The 18,445-nt window shown below is 58.5% G+C and carries 15 protein-coding genes; 6 read left to right on the top strand and 9 right to left on the bottom strand.

Going from position 1 to position 18,445, the window contains the following annotated elements; all coding sequences use genetic code 11:
- Positions 1-25: 25 nt before the first annotated feature.
- From ACR0MI_RS13895 to ACR0MI_RS13885, 3 genes are all read right to left on the bottom strand, one after another.
- Complete coding sequence (locus ACR0MI_RS13895) at positions 26-1,474, bottom strand: peptidoglycan-binding domain-containing protein (protein ID WP_170615848.1); 1,449 nt, start codon at positions 1,472-1,474, stop codon at positions 26-28.
- 214 nt (positions 1,475-1,688) lie between these two features.
- A complete protein-coding gene (locus ACR0MI_RS13890) occupies positions 1,689-2,978 on the bottom strand; it encodes a peptidoglycan-binding domain-containing protein (protein ID WP_480854653.1) in 1,290 nt (429 codons plus the stop codon).
- A 303-nt stretch (positions 2,979-3,281) separates the two neighbouring features.
- Positions 3,282-4,817, bottom strand: a complete 1,536-nt coding sequence (locus ACR0MI_RS13885) for an SUMF1/EgtB/PvdO family nonheme iron enzyme (RefSeq protein ID WP_170615852.1) — start codon at positions 4,815-4,817, stop codon at positions 3,282-3,284.
- Positions 4,818-5,055: 238 nt separating this feature from the next.
- On the opposite strand from ACR0MI_RS13885, the gene rfbC reads away from it, so the two are divergent.
- From rfbC to rfbA, 4 genes are read left to right on the top strand one after another with little or no spacing between them, the layout of a single operon-like run.
- Positions 5,056-5,622, top strand: a complete 567-nt coding sequence (rfbC, locus tag ACR0MI_RS13880) for a dTDP-4-dehydrorhamnose 3,5-epimerase (protein ID WP_170615854.1) — start codon at positions 5,056-5,058, stop codon at positions 5,620-5,622.
- Positions 5,619-6,668: a dTDP-glucose 4,6-dehydratase gene (gene rfbB / locus ACR0MI_RS13875; protein ID WP_170615856.1), complete on the top strand. Its 1,050-nt coding sequence runs from the start codon at positions 5,619-5,621 to the stop codon at positions 6,666-6,668. The genes rfbC and rfbB overlap by 4 nt, the downstream gene beginning before the upstream one ends.
- The gene (gene rfbD / locus ACR0MI_RS13870) at positions 6,665-7,519 is read left to right on the top strand and encodes a dTDP-4-dehydrorhamnose reductase (RefSeq protein ID WP_170817206.1); all 855 of its coding nucleotides are present in this window, start codon (positions 6,665-6,667) and stop codon (positions 7,517-7,519) included. The genes rfbB and rfbD overlap by 4 nt, the downstream gene beginning before the upstream one ends.
- On the top strand, positions 7,516-8,388 hold the full coding sequence (rfbA, locus tag ACR0MI_RS13865; protein ID WP_170615860.1) for a glucose-1-phosphate thymidylyltransferase RfbA: 873 nt from the start codon (positions 7,516-7,518) through the stop codon (positions 8,386-8,388). Before rfbD ends, rfbA begins: the two co-directional genes overlap by 4 nt.
- Before the next feature lie 58 nt (positions 8,389-8,446).
- Here the strand turns inward: rfbA and ACR0MI_RS13860 are convergent, their stop codons facing one another.
- Positions 8,447-9,307, bottom strand: a complete 861-nt coding sequence (locus ACR0MI_RS13860; protein ID WP_170615862.1) for a DUF5672 family protein — start codon at positions 9,305-9,307, stop codon at positions 8,447-8,449.
- Positions 9,308-9,843: 536 nt separating this feature from the next.
- On the bottom strand, positions 9,844-10,518 hold the full coding sequence (gene gph / locus ACR0MI_RS13855; RefSeq protein ID WP_170615864.1) for a phosphoglycolate phosphatase: 675 nt from the start codon (positions 10,516-10,518) through the stop codon (positions 9,844-9,846).
- Between the two features lie 224 nt (positions 10,519-10,742).
- Between gph and hemP the strand changes: the two genes are divergently transcribed.
- Positions 10,743-10,910 (top strand): hemin uptake protein HemP, encoded by a 168-nt coding sequence (hemP, locus tag ACR0MI_RS13850; protein ID WP_170615874.1) that lies wholly within the window; start codon positions 10,743-10,745, stop codon positions 10,908-10,910.
- Positions 10,907-11,383, top strand: coding sequence for a hypothetical protein (locus tag ACR0MI_RS13845; RefSeq protein ID WP_170615876.1), 477 nt, complete (start codon positions 10,907-10,909; stop codon positions 11,381-11,383). Before hemP ends, ACR0MI_RS13845 begins: the two co-directional genes overlap by 4 nt.
- A gap of 53 nt (positions 11,384-11,436) precedes the next feature.
- On the opposite strand, the gene ACR0MI_RS13840 is transcribed toward ACR0MI_RS13845, so the two are convergent.
- The 4 genes from ACR0MI_RS13840 to ACR0MI_RS13825 all read right to left on the bottom strand — a co-directional run bounded on the left by ACR0MI_RS13840 (position 11,437) and on the right by ACR0MI_RS13825 (position 18,437).
- Complete coding sequence (locus ACR0MI_RS13840; RefSeq protein WP_170619720.1) at positions 11,437-14,499, bottom strand: aminotransferase class III-fold pyridoxal phosphate-dependent enzyme; 3,063 nt, start codon at positions 14,497-14,499, stop codon at positions 11,437-11,439.
- 98 nt (positions 14,500-14,597) lie between these two features.
- Entirely contained in the window at positions 14,598-15,470 is an 873-nt protein-coding gene (locus ACR0MI_RS13835) for an NAD(P)-dependent oxidoreductase (RefSeq protein ID WP_170615879.1), read from the bottom strand.
- Between the two features lie 100 nt (positions 15,471-15,570).
- Entirely contained in the window at positions 15,571-15,960 is a 390-nt protein-coding gene (cueR, locus tag ACR0MI_RS13830) for a Cu(I)-responsive transcriptional regulator (protein ID WP_170619721.1), read from the bottom strand.
- Positions 15,957-18,437: a heavy metal translocating P-type ATPase gene (locus ACR0MI_RS13825; protein WP_170619722.1), complete on the bottom strand. Its 2,481-nt coding sequence runs from the start codon at positions 18,435-18,437 to the stop codon at positions 15,957-15,959. Before ACR0MI_RS13825 ends, cueR begins: the two co-directional genes overlap by 4 nt.
- Between the last annotated feature and the right edge of the window lie 8 nt (positions 18,438-18,445).

Raw genomic sequence — 18,445 nt, 5'->3', positions numbered from 1 at the left:
GTTTGCTTTTTTTGGCAGTTGTAGCTTAGTCCTTGGGCGTCAGTAGCGGCAGCGTATTTGCAACCGGAACCACCCTGGGCAAGCTTTGCCCGTTGTTTCCTGCACGCTGGTTCTGTACCTGCAGTGCAGAACGGATGACCTGAACCCGTTCGGTTGTCGTGCTGGGGACGAAAACAGGCGTTGCACCGCTTTCCAGTGAATCCATCGCGTTCACATACCACGGAACCGCTGCCGCAGGGGTCGCCGGCACACCGAACCCTTCACGCAGGTGGTGCCCAATCAGCTCTCCGTAAGGAGCCTGACCCGCAGCCATCATTGTCAATGCGCCAGCCAGAGCCATTTCGGCATCATCCAGACGATAACCGATGCCCAGGCAGATCTGGCCATAGACGCCCATTGTTGCGGCGTCGCTCAGACCCAACTGGGTGGCGGTCGATTGCACCGCCGGCATGACCTGTGCCTGATCCGTTGTGGGCAGGCCGGACATGACGTCGGAGTACCCGCCTGCAATCTGGCTGCACAGCTCCGTCATCTCGTTTTCGGACACCGCGTATTGCGACGCGAGCGATCCACCTTGCGTGATGGCAAATCCACGTGCTTCGCAGAACTTTTCGCTTAGTGCCTGGTTCGGATCTGTCATGTTCGACGCCTGAACCACACCGCCCTGAATGCGCGTTGTCTGGTCAACCAGTTCACACCGCGCAGCGGCGGATACAGTGGGCTGACCAACCGGCTTCAGGGGCTTGAGCTTTGGCACCGTGCCGCCATTGCCGATAACCTGACCGCCACCCTGCTGGGGCTGGTCGGGAATGACCGCCTGCGGGACCTGCTGGCGTGGTACCTGGTTCAGGGGCTGCGCAGCTGCGGCCTGAGTGCCATTGTTGGCCCACGGGTCAACAATGCCGTTGTTGTTGGTGCCATAATTGGGAGTATTTGCACCGTAGTTCGGCCCGGCATTGTCGCCATAACGTGCGGCATAATTGGGGTCACGACCGATGTTCAGCAATCCGCGCGGGCCTTCAGCAGCCATCGTACGGGGATAAGCGCCACCGGCACCTGACTGATACTGCCGCCATCCATTGACCAGGTTCTGACGTTCCCAATCCGAAAGCTGGCCGGTCTGGGGGTATCCCATGTAACCCTGATAATCACGGATCGCAGCGCGGCTGCGGTTTCCCATCACGCCGTCGACCGTTCCCGCATTCCAGCCGAAGCCGTTCAGCGCGCTCTGAACCTCACGGTTTTGCTGCCGCTGGGCAGAATTCACCGTCGAGCGGCGCGTTGTCGTCGTTTGGCTGCGTTTTTTGTTTTTGTTGCAGTTGATTGCGCCTGTAGCGCACCCAAGGATCACAGCGGCACCGCCGCCGATAATCACATCTGCCAAATCTGCACTTGCGCGGCTGACGCCCGTGGTAATCATCAGGGAGACCAGCAATGCGCCGCCGACGGAATTATTTAAAATATGACGTGGCATCTTTAAGTCACCTCCTTACCCAAAATCTACATCGCTATTCTTACTTAAACATGTGATTCAGTGCATGTTACAAAAAATGTCACCTGTTTGCACCCATGCAATTGAGCATTGAAAACAAATAATTTTAGGACGCCGAGGGTGGGGATGGCGCCCTAAAACTTCGACAATTCAGGCGTAATGACCCTTAATGTCGAAACAGTATCTCGATAAATCGTCAATTACCTGCCGACCATTGGGCATTTACGGGAACACCGTGAAGTGCAGCCTGCGTTTCCGCGATTTGCATTGCCTTGCGGATTACGCTGATGCGATCCTGTGTGGCGCTGGCCATGAAAACGGCCGGCGCACCATTTTCCAGTGCCGTCATCGCGTTCGCATACCACTCGACCGACGCCTTCGGAGCTTCGGCCGTGCCGAAACCTTCCCGCAGGTGGTGGCCAACCAGTTCGCCATATGCAGCGTGGCCGGATGCGGTCAGTGAAAGGGCACCGGCCAGCGCCATCTCTGCGTCGTCCATGCGATACCCCATTCCTGTGCAGATCTCGCCATAGTCCCGGGCAATCTGGGGCATATTCAGCCCAAGCGTAGCATTCGCATTCCGCGCGCTGTCCAGGGTGGACTGCACCGGCGTTCCGGGAAGAGCACTGATTGTGCCCGAGAATGTGGCTTTGATGTGATTGCAGATTTCCGTCATTTCGGTTTCGGAAACTGCGAAATGGGACTGCGAGGACTGTCCCAAAGTAATGACAAGCCCGCGTGCCTCGCACAGTTTTTCACTCAGCGCCTGATGATGATCGGTCACATTGTCCGCGTGGATCAGTCCGCCCTGGATTTTCGAGGTGGCATCCACCAGTTCGCAACGCGCGGCCACAGATTTGACGGGTGTGCCTATGCGTTTGGGCAGTTCGCCGATGATGGGTGGCGGGGACGATTTGTTCGGATCGACAATACCACCGTCTAAGGGTTGTGGCGATGGGTATGGCTGCGGCTGCTGCCCGTCGCCATAATGCCCAGCATAGCCGGGGTTGCGTTCAAGCTTCAGCAGGCCACGTGGGCCTTCGGCGGCCATTAGACGGGGATATGCGTTGCCCGCGCCAGCCTGATACTTGCGCCATGCGTTGATCAATGTATCCCGTTCCCACTGAGACAGGCGTCCGTTGGCGGGATCGCCCATGAAGTATTGATAATCGCGGATGGCTGCGCGGCTCCGGCGGCCCAATACTCCGTCAGCGTTTCCGACCGGAAAGCCGAATGTGTTCAAGGCGTTTTGCACGTCGCGGTTTTGTTGACGTTCTTCCTCGCTTAGAACGGGCGTTGGGACCGGCTTTTTGCCGGGAGGTCTTGGTTTGTTTCTTGGGCAGATGTTTGGATTGGCGAGACATAACAGCATCGCTGTACCGATCACTTCCTTCGCGCCCGCGTTTGCGCGTTCAACCGATGCTGTCATCAACATGGATGCGGCCAATGCGCCGCCCAGCGTGTGTTTGAAAATACTGCGTGCCATTGTCGACCCCCTAAGCAAAAAACTATCTGGGACCAACGCTAGCCAGCGCCGTTCAAAATAGCCCGTTACAAAAAATGTTATCGCTCAGGATCGGAGGGAAGTTCGAGCTTTGCGGTTTCTTTTCAAAGAGTTGGTTTTATTCTTCGGTTTTTTGGCCTCAAGTCTGACCCATAGCGCAAACATGCATTAGGGCACCAAGGGACGGAGCGTGCCCGGATTTTTGCCCGAAACAGCTTTTTGTCATTCAGATTTGCGGGGGCCGCTCAGCCAAATGAATGGGTCCACAAACCGCACAGGTTCACCCTACTGAATAGCGATCAGCAGCAGTTGATCTTTCTCCATGTCCGGTTCTTCAAGATAAAGCCCCATATCCGTCCAGAACCGGTTGAGCATTGCCAAAAGCTGCGCCTGTTCCGCCTGGGCCAGATCCTGCGCCAGCCCTTCATAGGCGCGTTCACGGATTTCTGCTTCGACGTCGGAACCCAAGGTCTCAAGCGTTGCCCGGTAAGACAGCAAGTACGTATCCCGGCTTGCCCGCAAGGCATCCAGCCGGTCGAGGTTCAGGTTCAATGTCTGCATCAGTTGGGTGCGTTGATTGCCGACCGTGACCTTGATCGTGTCCAGCAGGCGCAGGCTGTCCCGTTCCAGTTGCTGAATTTCGCGGCTGCCTTCGATCAAGGTCTCCACGAAAGCTGCCCCGCTCAGAAGTGTGGATTTTGCGGCTTGAAACAGGGATTCCGCAGCCTGTTCCCGCGCGATGCGAAATTCCAGCTGAAGATCGCCCAAGGCAGATTTGCGGCGGGGGTCCACTTCCTCTTCCAGCAGCGCGTTCAGGGTCGCCAGTGGGTCAGATTGCTCTTCCGAGGACCGATCAGCCTCTTGCGTCCAGCCATCACGGATCGCGTCATAGCGGTCTTCGGATACCACGGCGGCACTGATGACCAGCCTGACACCAAAGTATTCGCCGGCCAGAGCCTGTCCATTCAGGCTGCTGTACATCGGGTATTCATTACGGCGCGCGGTGTAGATTTGCGCGTCTTCCTGATCGACCGAACCGCCACGCGTGACCAGTCCGCCAGACTGGCCGTGACTGCGCCCGATGGCATTCAGGCGGAACGGTTCAAGCATCAACTCCTCAACATTGCCATAGATATCCAAAAGGCCCAGCGGGTTGGGTTTCCGTCGCGCTCCGATGATGCTGAGCTTGGTGCTGCCGCTGCCAGGCGCCAGATAGGCGGCGTAATCGGACAACGTCCCTTCGGAAAAGAACCTGCGGGCGGCAAAAACCGAGGCGTCTGCTTTGGCACCGCCACGGGCGGCGTATTCCCATTCAGGTTCAGTTGGTAGCCGAAGAAAGCCGGTGCGGTCACCCTGCCGGGGCAGGCTGTCGCGGGCGTTCTGCATCAGCCATTCGGAATAGGCGCGCGAGAGATCCACGGCTTCGAACCAGCTTAATCCGCCTTTGGCCCGGGCTTCGACCGGCTTGAAGCCGCCGTCGCAATTCATGTTGATGGCGCGGTACTGGGCCTCATTCAATTCGTACCGGGCAATATAATAGTAGCTGACACTGTTTTCGGGGTCGTCGAATGCCCCGCGCAGATAGGTGGGCTTGAGGTAGTCCGAAAAAGCGGTATCGGCGTCAGACTGCCCCATACGAAAGGGTCGGTCCGACAACGGGCGGGCGATATCGACCGGCACGTTGACTTTCTGAAAGGCCATGCCACCGCCACAAGGCATCGGCAAGACCAGATCCGCAGGGCCGTGCAACTGGCTGGAAGGATCGATCAGAATGGGGGGCCATGGGGCGTCGCTTGCCCAAGCCGAAGACAGCCAAGCCATGAAAAAACACAGGCTCAGTCGAGCAGATACGGGCAAAATCGGAACTCCCCAAAATTCTGTAACCACCCTGCATCGGGCAGGAGACAGTTTTGCACAGATGAAACAGATTGCAACTGAGGCCGTCCGGTGGTTCTTGCCGAAATCACGTTCGCGTGGTGGTAATTCCACATCAGGCGGGTTAGAGGGTGGGCAACCGACAAACCGAACATTTGCGATTGAAACGGCAGGAAGTTTTTTGATGCAGATAGAAGATACTTCATTAGAAGGTGTGAAAATCCTTACACCAGCACGCTTTGGCGACAACCGTGGCTTCTTTTCCGAAAGCTGGAACCGGAAGCGGATGGAGGATGCAGGGCTGAACTTCGAGTTTGTTCAGGACAATCATTCGGTATCTGCAACGGTGGGAACGCTGCGCGGGCTGCATATGCAAACACCGCCTCACGCGCAGGACAAGCTGGTGCGCTGTGGGCGCGGACGGTTGTTTGATGTGGCCGTCGATATTCGCAAGGGCAGCCCGACCTATGGGAAATGGGTGGGCGTTGAACTGAGTGCCGAGAACGGCAAGCAACTGCTGATCCCGGCCGGGTTCCTGCATGGTTTCGTCACCCGTGAGCCGGACACCGAGATCGTCTACAAGTGCTCGGACTACTACGCCCCGGACTGCGACCGCTCGGTCCGGTTCGACGATGCCGATATCGGTATCGACTGGGAGCTGGAAATTGATCCTGTGCTGAGCGCCAAGGATGAAGCGGCCGTGACACTGGCGGCTTTGGACAATCCGTTTGTATATGAAGGTCAGAAATGAAAATTCTCGTGACCGGCGGGGCCGGGTTCATTGGATCCGCAGTTGTTCGTCAGGCCATTCGTGACGGGCACAGCGTGGTCAACCTGGATGCGCTGACATACGCGGCGTGTCTTGAAAACGTGGCCAGTGTGACCAACCACCCCAATTACAGTTTTGTGCAGGCCGATATTCGTGATCGCGCAGCCCTGGACAAGGTGTTTGCAGAACATGAGCCGGACGCGGTCATGCACCTGGCGGCGGAAAGCCACGTTGACCGCTCGATCGACGGGCCGGGCGATTTCATCGAAACCAACATCACGGGCACCTATCAGATGCTCGAAGCTGCAAGAGCCTACTGGACACGCATGGGTCAGCCCGCGGCGTTCCGGTTTCACCACATCTCGACGGATGAGGTTTATGGCTCGCTGCCTGCTGACCCGCAGGTTCAGTTCACCGAAGAGACGTCCTACGACCCCCGCTCGCCCTATTCCGCTTCGAAAGCGGCAAGCGACCACCTTGTTCGCGCCTGGGCCGAAACATACGGCCTGCCGGTCGTGCTGACCAATTGTTCGAACAATTACGGGCCGTTCCATTTTCCTGAAAAGCTGATCCCCGTGATCATCCTCAATGCTCTGGCGGGCAAGCCGCTGCCGATCTACGGGGATGGTTCGAACATCCGTGACTGGCTGTACGTGGAAGATCACGCGGATGCGCTTCTGCTGGTAGTGCAAAAGGGGCAAGTTGGCCGCACCTACAACATCGGTGGCGAAAACGAGCGCACCAATCTGGAACTGGTCAAAACCCTTTGCGAAATCCTTGACCGCAAACGTCCAAAAGACAGCGGGTCTTACGCAGACCAGATCACCTTTGTAACCGATCGCCCCGGCCATGACGCACGGTATGCCATAGACCCGACCCGCATTCGCAATGAGTTGGGTTGGAGCCCGTCCGTAACCGTCGAGGAAGGGCTGGAAAAAACCGTCCAGTGGTATCTGGACAACGAAGACTGGTGGCGCGCGCTGCAAAACCGCGACGGTGTTGGTCAGCGACTGGGGACGGGAAAATGATCCTTGTCTTTGGAAAAACCGGGCAGGTCGCCCAGGAAATCGCCCTGAATGCGGGCCAGCGCGAGATCGTGTTTCTTGGCCGCGATGCAGCGGATTTGACCAACCCGGAACAGTGCCAGGCCGCCATCGAAACGCACCGGCCGCAAGCGGTGATCAATGCCGCAGCCTATACCGCCGTGGATCGGGCTGAAGATGAGGCCGAGACAGCAATGGCCGTCAACGGCACAACGGTTGGGGCCATTGCCCGGACCTGTTCCGCGCTGGGCATTCCGTTGGTGCATATTTCGACCGATTACGTATTTGACGGCTCGGGTGAGGCCTCGCACCGGCCGGAAGATGCCACGCACCCGATCAACACCTATGGCCGCACAAAGCTGGCTGGTGAAACGGCGATCCGGGCGAGCACCTGCCGCCATGCCATAATGCGCACCTCGTGGGTGTTCTCGGCCCATGGCAACAACTTTGTCAAAACCATGCTGCGCCTGTCTGAAACCCGGGATGCGCTGAACGTTGTAGACGATCAGATTGGCGGCCCGACCCCGGCTGCGGACATCGCGCGGGCCTGCCTGCATCTGGCCGACCGCCTGATGGCTGGTGAGATGGACAGCGCAACCCTGCATTTTGGCGGTTCACCGGACGTCAGCTGGGCCGGATTTGCGCGCGAGATTTTCTCGCAAGCCGGTCGGTCCGTGACTGTTACGGGTATTCCGACCTCTGACTATCCTACTCCGGCCAAACGGCCCCTGAATTCGCGAATGGACTGCAGCAGCCTGTCTGCCTGCGGTCTGGAACGCCCCGATTGGCGGGCCGGCCTGCGCGACGTATTGAACAGCAAAGAGATTTCATCATGACGAACCGTAAAGGTATCATTCTGGCCGGCGGCTCGGGCACCCGTCTGTACCCGATCACGATGGGTGTGTCCAAACAGCTTCTGCCGATCTACGACAAGCCGATGATCTATTATCCGCTGTCGGTACTGATGCTGACGGGAATCCGCGAGATCTGCATCATCACCACGCCCCAGGATCAGGACCAGTTTCAGCGCACGCTGGGGGATGGCAGCCAGTGGGGTCTGGAACTGACCTACATCACCCAGCCGTCGCCGGACGGTCTGGCGCAAGCCTATCTGCTGGCCGAAGAGTTTCTGAACGGCGCGCCGTCGGCGATGGTGCTGGGGGACAACATCTTCTTTGGCCATGGTCTACCGACCCAACTGCAAAAGGCCGATGCGCAAAGCACAGGCGGAACCGTTTTTGGTTATCGCGTGGCCGACCCGGAACGTTATGGCGTGGTTGGCTTTGATGCGACCGGCGCAGTGCAGAGCATCGTTGAAAAGCCCAAAGTGCCACCGTCGAACTATGCCGTGACGGGACTGTATTTTCTGGACGGAACCGCGCCAGAGCGTGCGCGGCAGGTCAAGCCGTCGGAACGCGGAGAACTTGAAATCACGTCCCTGCTTGAGACGTACCTGGACGACGGAACATTACGCGTCAGGCAGATGGGGCGCGGTTATGCCTGGCTGGACACCGGCACACATGCGTCATTGCTTGAAGCCGGAAACTTCGTGCACACACTATCGAACCGGCAAGGTCAGCAGGTCGGGTGCCCAGAAGAAATCGCGTTCGAACACGGCTGGATTTCGCAGGAGCAGCTTCTGAAACGCGCGGAATTGTTCCGGAAAACGGCATACGGAAGATACCTGCGCAATCTGGTGGACTAGTCCCATCGCGTTCTGATCTGCGGTTTTTTTTAGACTGGTGAGTATTGCGCGGGCAGGGCTACCGGTCCGTGCTGAAATACTCGTCCGGGAAATACTTGCGCCAGAACTTACTGCCGTATCTTTGGAAGGCGTGGCAGCCAAATGGCAGCTTCCCGTCGTTGCATTCCAGCAGGTATTCCGGCGCGGCTTCAAACGCGAACCGCGACGCCTGCATCGGCGTGGGAATTGTAAACCCGCTGAAATAACGCGGCACCAGGTTTGTCCAGATCACATCCTCGTTCACGCCGGGTTTTACGGGAATGATTGTTTTTCCGAACAGACGAAGCACTAGGTTTGCCAGGGCCACGGCACCAACCTTGTTGGCTATTCTGACGGCACCTGCGCAAGTCAGGAAAAGCGCCTCATGCGTCACCCTACGGCAATCGCTGATCTTGCGAAGGGACAATCCACCGTTCAGTTCACCGGTGAAGTCATACGGCAGGTTTGGTTGGCTGTACCCGTCAAAAACCGGCGCTCCGACAAAGGAATATCCATGCGCGGTCCAGGAATCGAGATGATCCTGAATGATCAGACAATCGACCTGGCAAATCAGGATGTAGGAAAAATCAGCAAATTGGTCATAAAACTCCTGACTGATCATCAGTTGGTTGTACGAGTCGATGCTGACAAAATGGGAATCGGACAGGCAAAGAGACCGCGCTGTTCCTTCCGTTTCCCGCAGGACGTTTTTTGTGACCGTGTTGTCAAGGTAATCGCACAGAGCGTCTGGCCCCAGAATGGTGACATCGTGTGACTTCAGTATCCTGACATTGTGCAGAAGGGCCGCCATTTCCGTGTCCGTCAGTTCCCGGTGAACGGGCACGACAACGTTGCAGCAGCCAGAAGTGTTTTCTGCGTCTGAGCTGTGCGGCACTTTCATGATTTCGCCCCTTCATAGGCCAACTATTTGTAATCTTGCAATATTAGTGGGCCGATACACGATTCAGCCAAACTGTCAGGTTGAGCGAAATTTTCTTCGTTTCTGCTCTCAATCTAACAGCACCGCAATTGATTGCCAACGATACTCAGCGCTTGTCCTGCCGTGACAGGTGATGCTGACGTCATGACCCTCAGGTTGTCTTGTAACCCCGCGGCACATTCATGATTTGGGCTGAGGTGTCAATCCGATCTTTGCCCCCGGGATGCATCCGGCCAATCCAGTGGGGCAATCCAGGCCAGATACACTCAAGTATCTGCGGCATTGGCCACCAATCCTCGAGCCGCATTCTGTCAGGAAAATCGGTGTTCATGGGCGTGAAAACTGGGTCCTACGGGAATCCCCCAATATCGCTGTCAGCCGCGAATCGTTAATTATGTATTTCAGATACCGGGTCTAAACAGACCAAACCACTTTTCCCCCAAGAAGGGGCTGGCTACTTACCCCCTCGGCCGGCCCCTTACCCCTTTCAGGCAAGTTTACAGATCTCCGGCCTGACCAGTCGCCAACCGCGCGACAAGCGCGGGCAGTTCCAATGCATCGTTGTACACGACATCATGGCAAATGTCCGAAATGGCCGATTTCCGGTAACCATTGGTGAAAAGCAAAAAAGGCACCTGCGCGCGGCGTGCCGTTTCAGCGTCAACCTCGCTGTCTCCGACAAACAGCCGCGGTCCTGTGTCGGGCAGGGCTTCGAAGCAGGCATTAAGATGGGCCGGATTGGGCTTGCGTATGTTCAAGGTATCGCCACCGAAAACAGCATCAAAGAAACCTGACATTCCCTGCGCTTCCAGGATGTGCCGGGCGGGCCGTTCGGGTTTGTTGGTGCATACACCCATCGCACAGCCCATTTCGCTGAGCGCATGCAGCGCCTGGATCATGCCGGGATACGCAACGGTGTGGACGCTGCTGGCGGCGTTGTAGTGGGCCAGGGTTCTCTGTGTCAGGTCGGAATGCTGTTCAAGGGGAAGGCCGCAATGGTGGATGACCCGCTCGACCAGTTTGGGAAGGCCGTTTCCAACGAATTGCCGGATAGTGTTCAGTTCCAACGGTCGATGACCGACATCATCCAGCATTCGGTTTGCCGCCGCCGCAATGTCGGCGAGGCTGTCGAGCAGGGTTCCATCCAGATCGAATACAAGGGTTGCAGTCACAAAAAATGTCCACCGGTATCAATGCGTTCCAAGACCTACCCGGTGTCCCGGCCCGACGCAATCAAACAGTTATGCGGAAATGTGAAGGCACATGCTTGACAAACCTGAGTAAAATAATCAGATTAAGGCGCAGACAGTCAGCCAACCCGGCTCCGGGTCAGCCAGATCGTTGAAAAGCGCAATCAGATCAAGGCGATTTGCCAAAACCTATCCGGAGTTGCCCGATGAACATGCAGAACCCGAATCCAAGCCAGGCCTATGCCGTTTCCATGTTGCCAGCTCATAAGGCGGAAGACCTGACCAAGGGTGGAAATCTGGCTCATATCGAGTTGGGGGACCAGCTGTACACGCTGCGCATCACCCGTGCCGGCAAGCTGATCCTCACGAAATGAGCGCGCAGTCCTCGCGCGGCGGGGCAACGGTTGGACATTTGGCGGATCTGAGCCCGGTCGAGGCAGGAGCCGTCATGTATCTGCGGCTGTGGGGAAACGGTGCCAACGGCCGCGCTGATGCCGCAAGCGATTTTGAAATCGCTTTGGGTAATGATCACGGTCGCGCCGCAATGCTGACCTTGGACAGGTTGTGCTCGCTGTGCGCAAACCATGGGCGCCGACCTCTGATACGCCACGGCTTGAACTGCGCATGCCTGGGTGCGGACGAAAACTGCTTTGCGCAGATGATTGCTGCCGCATCCGAAGGGGCGCGAGAGGATGCGATGATGATGGCCTCGCTTATTATCAGGCCGGATTTTGCACCGGCGCTTGTCTGTCTGTCCGAAGAATTTGGGCTGGCGCTGCGCCGAATGACCATCTCGGCTCCGTTGCCCAACACGGGGCATCATACCCCGGCAGCTACTTTACATTGAAAGAGACCGAATGATGAGAGAACCCCGAGCTGCGCAGCGGGGTTCTTCTGAATTCAGCAGCAACTGCAACCAACATGGTGGTCGTGATCGCAGACTGGGGTGGGTGCATAATCACCCACTTCGCTCAGAACGCTTCTCAAGGCCCAAAGGATCATGTCCACGTCTTCAGCCTCGATCGTCAGCGGCGGGCGAATCTTCAGGATATTGTCCTTTGGACCCTCACTCCCGATCAGAATACGATGAACCCGCATCCGGTTCTTGACGAACTTGCAGATCTCGGTTCCTTCCGATCCGTCAGGGTTGATCAGTTCGACGCCCAGAAACAGACCCATCCCGCGTACATCCCCGACGCAGCCAAAATCAGCCTCAATCCCGCGCAGGCCGTCCATCAGGCGTACACCCATATTCCGGGCATTGTCCTGCAATCCCTCGTCGTCGACGATGTCCAGCACCTCTTTCCCAATCCGGCAGGACAGGGTCGAACCGCCGAAAGTCGAAAAGAACTCGATGCCATTGTCGAAGCTGTTGGCGATTTCCTTGGTCGTGACCAGAACGCCCAGCGGATGGCCATTGCCGATGGGTTTGCCCATGACAACGATGTCGGGCAGTGCCCCCTGATGTTCAAAGCCGAAATAATACTCGCCCAGCCGGCCAAGGCCGGTCTGCACTTCGTCCGCAATACAAACGCCACCTGCGGCCCGAATTTTTTCGTAAACGGCCGGAAGATAGCCCTTGGGTGGAATGATCTGGCCGCCGACCGATGGGAAGGTTTCCGCGATGAAGCCCGCAACCCCATGTCCTTTGGCCTTCAATGCAGCAATCGCGGGGTCCACCAAGTCTGCGAACTTCGCGGCACGGTCGGAATCGTCACGTCGGAATGAACCTCGATAGTCGTCGGCCACTTCGACCAGTTCGACCCAATCCGCCTGCCCCACACCGCCAGGCTTGTTGAACTTGTAGGCCGAGATCGCCACAGCCGCATTGGTATTGCCGTGGTAGCCGTGATCCGGCGTTACAATCCCCTTTGCCCCTGTGTGCGCCCGCGCCAGCCGCAAGGCCAGTTCGTTCGCCTCGGTCCCCGAGTTCACGAAGAAGCAGACCTCGAGGTGATCCGGCAGTTTCGACAGAATCTTGTCGGCAAATGCCGTTTGAGCCGGGTGAAGATAGCGCGTGTTCGAGTTCATCCGCTTCAGTTGGTCCGCTGCGACCGCCTGAATGCGGGGATGTGCATGACCCACGTGGGGGACATTGTTATAGGCGTCCAGATAGGGGCGGCCCCACTCGTCGAACAGATGATGCCTCCAGCCGCGAACCAGCATGACCGGATCGTCATAGGTCAGCGATAGGTTGCCACCGAAATGGTCTTGGCGCCCGCGCAGGATCGCCTGTTTGTCGGTCGGGCGATAAAACACCTTGTCGTCCGGCAGGTTCAATATTGCCGCAGGGTTCGGACAGACTGCGTGCCACAGATACATCTCGTCCGGGTCGCCGACACCGGGCCAGTCCGCCTCCATCCCGGCGGTGGTCAGGGCCAGCTGGAAATGCACATGAGGGGCCCAGCCTCCATTCTGACTGGCATCCCCGAGGCGGGCAAAGGCCGCGCCCTGTGCGACGGGATCGCCCGGCTTCAGCCGGGCGCAGACCTCGGGGTCCAGGTGACCATATAAGGTATAGAACGGATCGCCTTCAGGGGTTTCATGATGCAGGATCACAACGCCGCCGTAATCCAGATGGGCGTCGCGGTTCTCGACCACTTCAACACGTCCGCTCATCGGGGCAAATAGCACGGCTCCGGCGGGCGCGAATACATCAACGGCCAGATGAACAGTCCGCCGGTCCGAGGCCTTCCAAGGTCCCTTACGGAAACCCGGCTCGGCATAAATCAGGCGCGGCTCGTTGTAATACCCCAGCCACAGGCCATCGCCGAACTCGGCGCCCACGCGGGCGGCCTCTTCCAGAGGCATGTGGAACGGGTTCTGAGGCCAGGTCGAATTTTCAACCGAAAGCGATCCCATCGGCACATCCGCCAGATCCTGCCCGAACATCTGCGCAAACTGGCCGCGGTGGTCGGACAGATAGGCGTGGATACGCTCGGCCCCGTCCGTGACCGGCAGCCCGCAGGCCGCACGCAGACGGGCGGGCATCAGACCGCCATTGACGGATGTGTTCTCTAGGAACCGCCAGGCCGGAGCCTGAGAGATGGTGACATAGGGATCATCCGGGTTTTCAGCCGCCATCAGAGTCGAATTCACGACAGACACCGCCAGACGCATCCGCAGCAACGGCCAGATCAGGTCGACTTCGTCGGTGCGCAGCGGGTTGGCGGCGTGATAGCCACGCACCAGCGCCGTCAGGGCGCGTTCAGGCCCGGGATGATCCAGAACAATATAGGCCCCGGCAATTGCGAGGTCACAGATACGCGGCGCCGCACACATGTCGCCCAGATCAATCAGGCCCGAGATCTTCAGGCGTTGCCCAAGCTCACCCTCAACAAGAATGTTGTAATCGTTTGCGTCATTGTGGATGGCCTGCCTGGGCATTGCGGCCAACCTGCCGGATACCTCATGGAACCCATCACAGATTTCGGTCAGCAACGCGCGCCGGTTGGGATCCGAAACAACCTCAAGCCTGCCGGAAATCCACCGGGCCTGTGTCAGATCCCATTTGAAATGCTCCCTGCTCAGCCCTGAATGGTCGAACCTTTCCAGAGCACGGTCCGTCGCTCCAAGAACACGGCCCAGCTTCATGATCAGTTCGTCGGTTTTGGGCGCGGCCTTGGCGTAGCACTGGCCCGGCAGACGCTCCAGCAACCAGGCAAGTCTTGGCTGACCCTGATCGTCAGGGATTTCGGGCAGCAATTCACCGGTCAGGTCCGGGATGACCGCCGGGAACGGCAGGCCGGGGGCCTCGGATGAGATATGGCGCAATGCCTGAACCTGCAGGTCCACAAACTCGGCCTCACACCCGGCCCGCATCACCTTGAGAACGTAGTCCCGTCCGTTGGTTGCTTCGGCCAGGAAATTCAGATCGTATTCGCCGTCCAGCCGGGTCAGCCTCGCTTCGATCCCCCAGGTCGCACGCAGCGCGTCCGCCCAGAATTGCGTCAGATCATTCATGCGCTTTGTGTCCTTTCCCAAAGCCGATCTCTTCTTTTGTGCCCATATATCTCGGGGGTGAACTGCCGCTTACGGCAAACGGGGCAGCCGCCTTGCCTTCAGTCCAGCGCGCGCAAGCGTTTGATCAAGGAAGAGGTGTCCCATCGCCCGCCGCCCAGTTTCTGAACGTCCTTGTAGAACTGATCAACCAATGCCGTCAGTGGCAGCGACGCGCCGTTCCTGTTGGCCTCGTCCAGACAAATACCCAAATCTTTCCGCATCCAGTCCACCGCGAACCCGTAGTCGAAATGATCGTCCAGCATCGTTTCGTGCCGGTTTTCCATCTGCCAGCTTCCGGCAGCACCCTGACTGATCACCTCGATCACGGCACGGCCGTCCAACCCGGCTTTTTCGGCAAAGTGCAGGGCTTCGCTGAGACCCTGCACAACACCGGCGATGGCGATCTGGTTGCTCATCTTCGTCAACTGGCCAGCGCCGCTGTCGCCGATACGGCGGCATATCTTCGAATAGACCTGCATGACCGGTTCGGCCTTTTCATAGGCGGTTTGCGAACCGCCGCACATGATGGACAGAACGCCGTTCTCTGCGCCCGACTGGCCACCCGAAATGGGCGCGTCCACAAAGGCAAATCCCCTATCATCCGCAACCGATGCAAGCTCTTGCGTCACTTTGGCGGATACCGTGGTGTGATCGACAAAGACGGCACCTTGCGACATGCCATCAAAAGCGCCGTTCTCGCCGGTGCAGATCGCGCGCAGGTCGTCATCATTGCCCACACAGGCAAAGACCAGTTCCGCGCCTTGCGCAGCCTCCGCCGGGGTTCCCGCCATTGCGCCGCCGTGCTGATCAACCCAGGCCTCGGCCCGTTTCGCCGTGCGGTTGTAAACGGTGACGTCATGCCCTGCTGCCTGCAGGTGGCCAGCCATGGGATAACCCATGACACCCAGACCTAGGAACGCGAGTTTTGCCATCAGATGATCCTCCCAGCTGTCCGGCCCTGCCTCCGTTTTGTGGCGGGCCGGAATGTTCAGCAGAGACAAAGCAAAGCTGCGGGCAAAGGGCAACCCCGTGTCAGCTTTTGCGACCCAGATCGCTGAGGATTGGACAGTCGGGCCGATTGTCTCCGGCGCAGGCGTCAATCAGGTGGCTTAGCGTGTCACGCATGGCGTTGAGATCCGCAATCTTGATTTCGATCTGCGCCAGGTGATCGCGTGCGACCTTTTTGACATCAGCACTGGCGCGGGTTTCATCTTCGTAAAGGGCCAGCAGTGTCCTGCAATCGCCGATCGTAAAGCCCAATGCACGGGCGCGGCCCAGAAAGATCAGCTTGTGCACGTCCTGTTCGCGAAACCTGCGATAGCCGTTGTCATCACGCATGGGCCTGATCAGTCCGATATCCTCGTAATACCGGATGGTTTTAGCGGGCAGACCGGTCTGGCTGGCAACGTCTCCGATATTCATGGTGTCACCGATTGGGTTGTTGGGATTGCAGAGGGTACGGGCGCGCTGACGCTCACCCGCCGCAAACGCAGTGCGTTTGTCACAACAAAGACGCTGGACAAGGCCATCGCCCCCGCCGCGAGCGCCGGGGACAGCAGCGGCCCGCCAAACGGAAACAAAACACCCGCGGCGACGGGGATCAGCAGCGTGTTGTAGCCAAAGGCCCAGCCGAGGTTCTGGCGGATGTTGCGCATAGTCCGGCGGCTGATTTCCAAGGCGTTCGCGACGCCCCGCAGATCGCCGGACATCAAAACGACGTCTGCCGTCTCGATTGCCACATCCGTTCCCGTACCAATGGCAAGGCCGATATCTGCAGCAGCCAGCGCCGGCGCATCGTTGATCCCGTCGCCAACAAAGGCTACCACGCCAAGACTGTCCTGCAGTTCGGTGATCGCGGAAAGTTTTCCATCGGGCAGAACATCGGCGACGACATGGTCAATGCCCAACTCATCAGCCAGTGCCTGCGCGGTGCGGGCGTTGTCGCCTGTGATCATTGCAAGGTTCAGCCCCATATCGCGAAGCTGCGCCAACGCTTCTTTTGTTCCCGGCTTGACCGGATCGGATACGGCAAGCAATGCCGCTGCCGCGCCGTCAATGGCAACATACAGGGGCGTGGCCCCCGACGCCGCGCGCCTGTCCGCCTCGGTCCTCAGATCGTCAATGTCTATTCCGTTTTGCATCATCAGCTTCGCTGAGCCGATCATGACGTCCTGTCCTTCGACCTCGGCGCGTACGCCAAGCCCGGTCATCGATTCAAACCCGGACAGCTCAGGCAAATCCGGTGGACCGGCCCTTGTGATCGCGGTGGCAATTGGATGTTCGGACCGGGCCTCAAGCGCGGCGGCAAGGCGCAGCATTTTTTTCGGGTCAAATCCGTTGGCCGGGATAATGCCGTCAAGCTCGGGCCGGCCCAACGTCAGCGTTCCGGTTTTGTCAAAAGCGATGACCTGCGCCTGTTGCAATTGCTGCAGGGCATCACCTTTGCGGAACATAACGCCCAATTCGGCCGCGCGCCCGGTGCCGACCATGATTGAGGTCGGCGTTGCCAGCCCCATCGCGCAGGGGCAGGCTATGATCAGCACCGAAACGCCCGCAACCAGCGCCAGGGGCAGTGCGGGTTCGGGGCCAAAAACAAGCCACAGCGCGATTGTAAGCATTGCCATCGCAATAACTACAGGAACAAAATAATAGGTTATGCGGTCGACAAGACCCTGAATCGGCAGTTTCGCGCCCTGCGCCTTTTCAACCATCTGTATGACCTGGGCCAGCACGGTGTCTGCCCCCACGCGTATGGCGCGGACGCGCAGCGCCCCGGTGCCGTTGACCGTGCCGCCGACCACGGTGTCACCGGCGGATTTCCCGACCGGCACCGGTTCGCCGGTAATCATGCTTTCGTCCAGATAAGATGTGCCGTCCAGCACTTCGGCGTCTACAGGAACGCGCTCGCCCGGGCGGATTTGCAGGATGTCGTCCACCACAATGTCTGCGACGGGCAGGTCTGCGACCATGCCGTCCCTTTCAACCCGCGCCGTTTTGGGCTGCAACCCAATCAGCCTGCGGATCGCAGCACCTGTTCGACCCTTGGCGCGCGCTTCCAACAGGCGTCCCAAAAGGATCAGCACGATGATGACGGCGGCTGCTTCGAAATAAACATTCGCCGTTCCTTGCGGCAGTATTCCGGGCGCAAAGGTGGCGATGACTGAATAAAGAAAAGCCGCGCCTGTGCCGAGGGCAACCAGCGCATTCATATCGGGCGCGCCACGCAGCAGGGACGGGACGCCTTTGGCATAAAAGACACGACCCGGGCCAACCAGCAGAACCGCGGTCAGAAGAAACTGGATCATGTGGCTGGTTTGCGCGCCGATATTTGCCTGCACCCAATGATGGAAGGCAGGGACCATGTGCCCGCCCATCTCAAGCACAAAAACCGGTAATGCCAGAACCGCCGCCAGCAGGGTCGAGCGACGGAGGACGTTCAACTCGTCCGATTTATCGGCGGGCGTAGGATCAGGCGCATTCCCCTGGTCGACATGCGCGGTATACCCGATTCCGTCCGACACCTGCGCCAGTGCCTCGGGGGTCGTCGTCCCTTCGAGGTACGAGACCAGTGCTGTCTGGGTCGCCAGGTTGACCTGCGCATCAATGACACCGGGGCTGGCCAGTAAGGCCCGTTCAATCCGGGACACGCATGAGGCGCAACTCATCCCCTCGATTCTCAGCGTCGCTTGCTGGGTTGCCGCAGGGTATCCAACGCTATCCAACGCCTGAACCAGCGGTGCCAAGGGGCCTTCGATTGAAACCTGTGCCGTTTCCGTTGCGAAATTGACAGAAGCGTCAGTTACGCCGGAAACACCCCGCAGCGCCGCTTCCACACGTCCGACACAGGAAGCGCATCCCATGCCCGTGATCCTGAGTTGCAGTGTTTTCAGTTCAGCCATCCGACTCG

The sequence above is a fragment of the Ruegeria sp. D4 genome (assembly GCF_056534475.1).
This window is presented reverse-complemented; position numbering and strand designations above follow the sequence as displayed.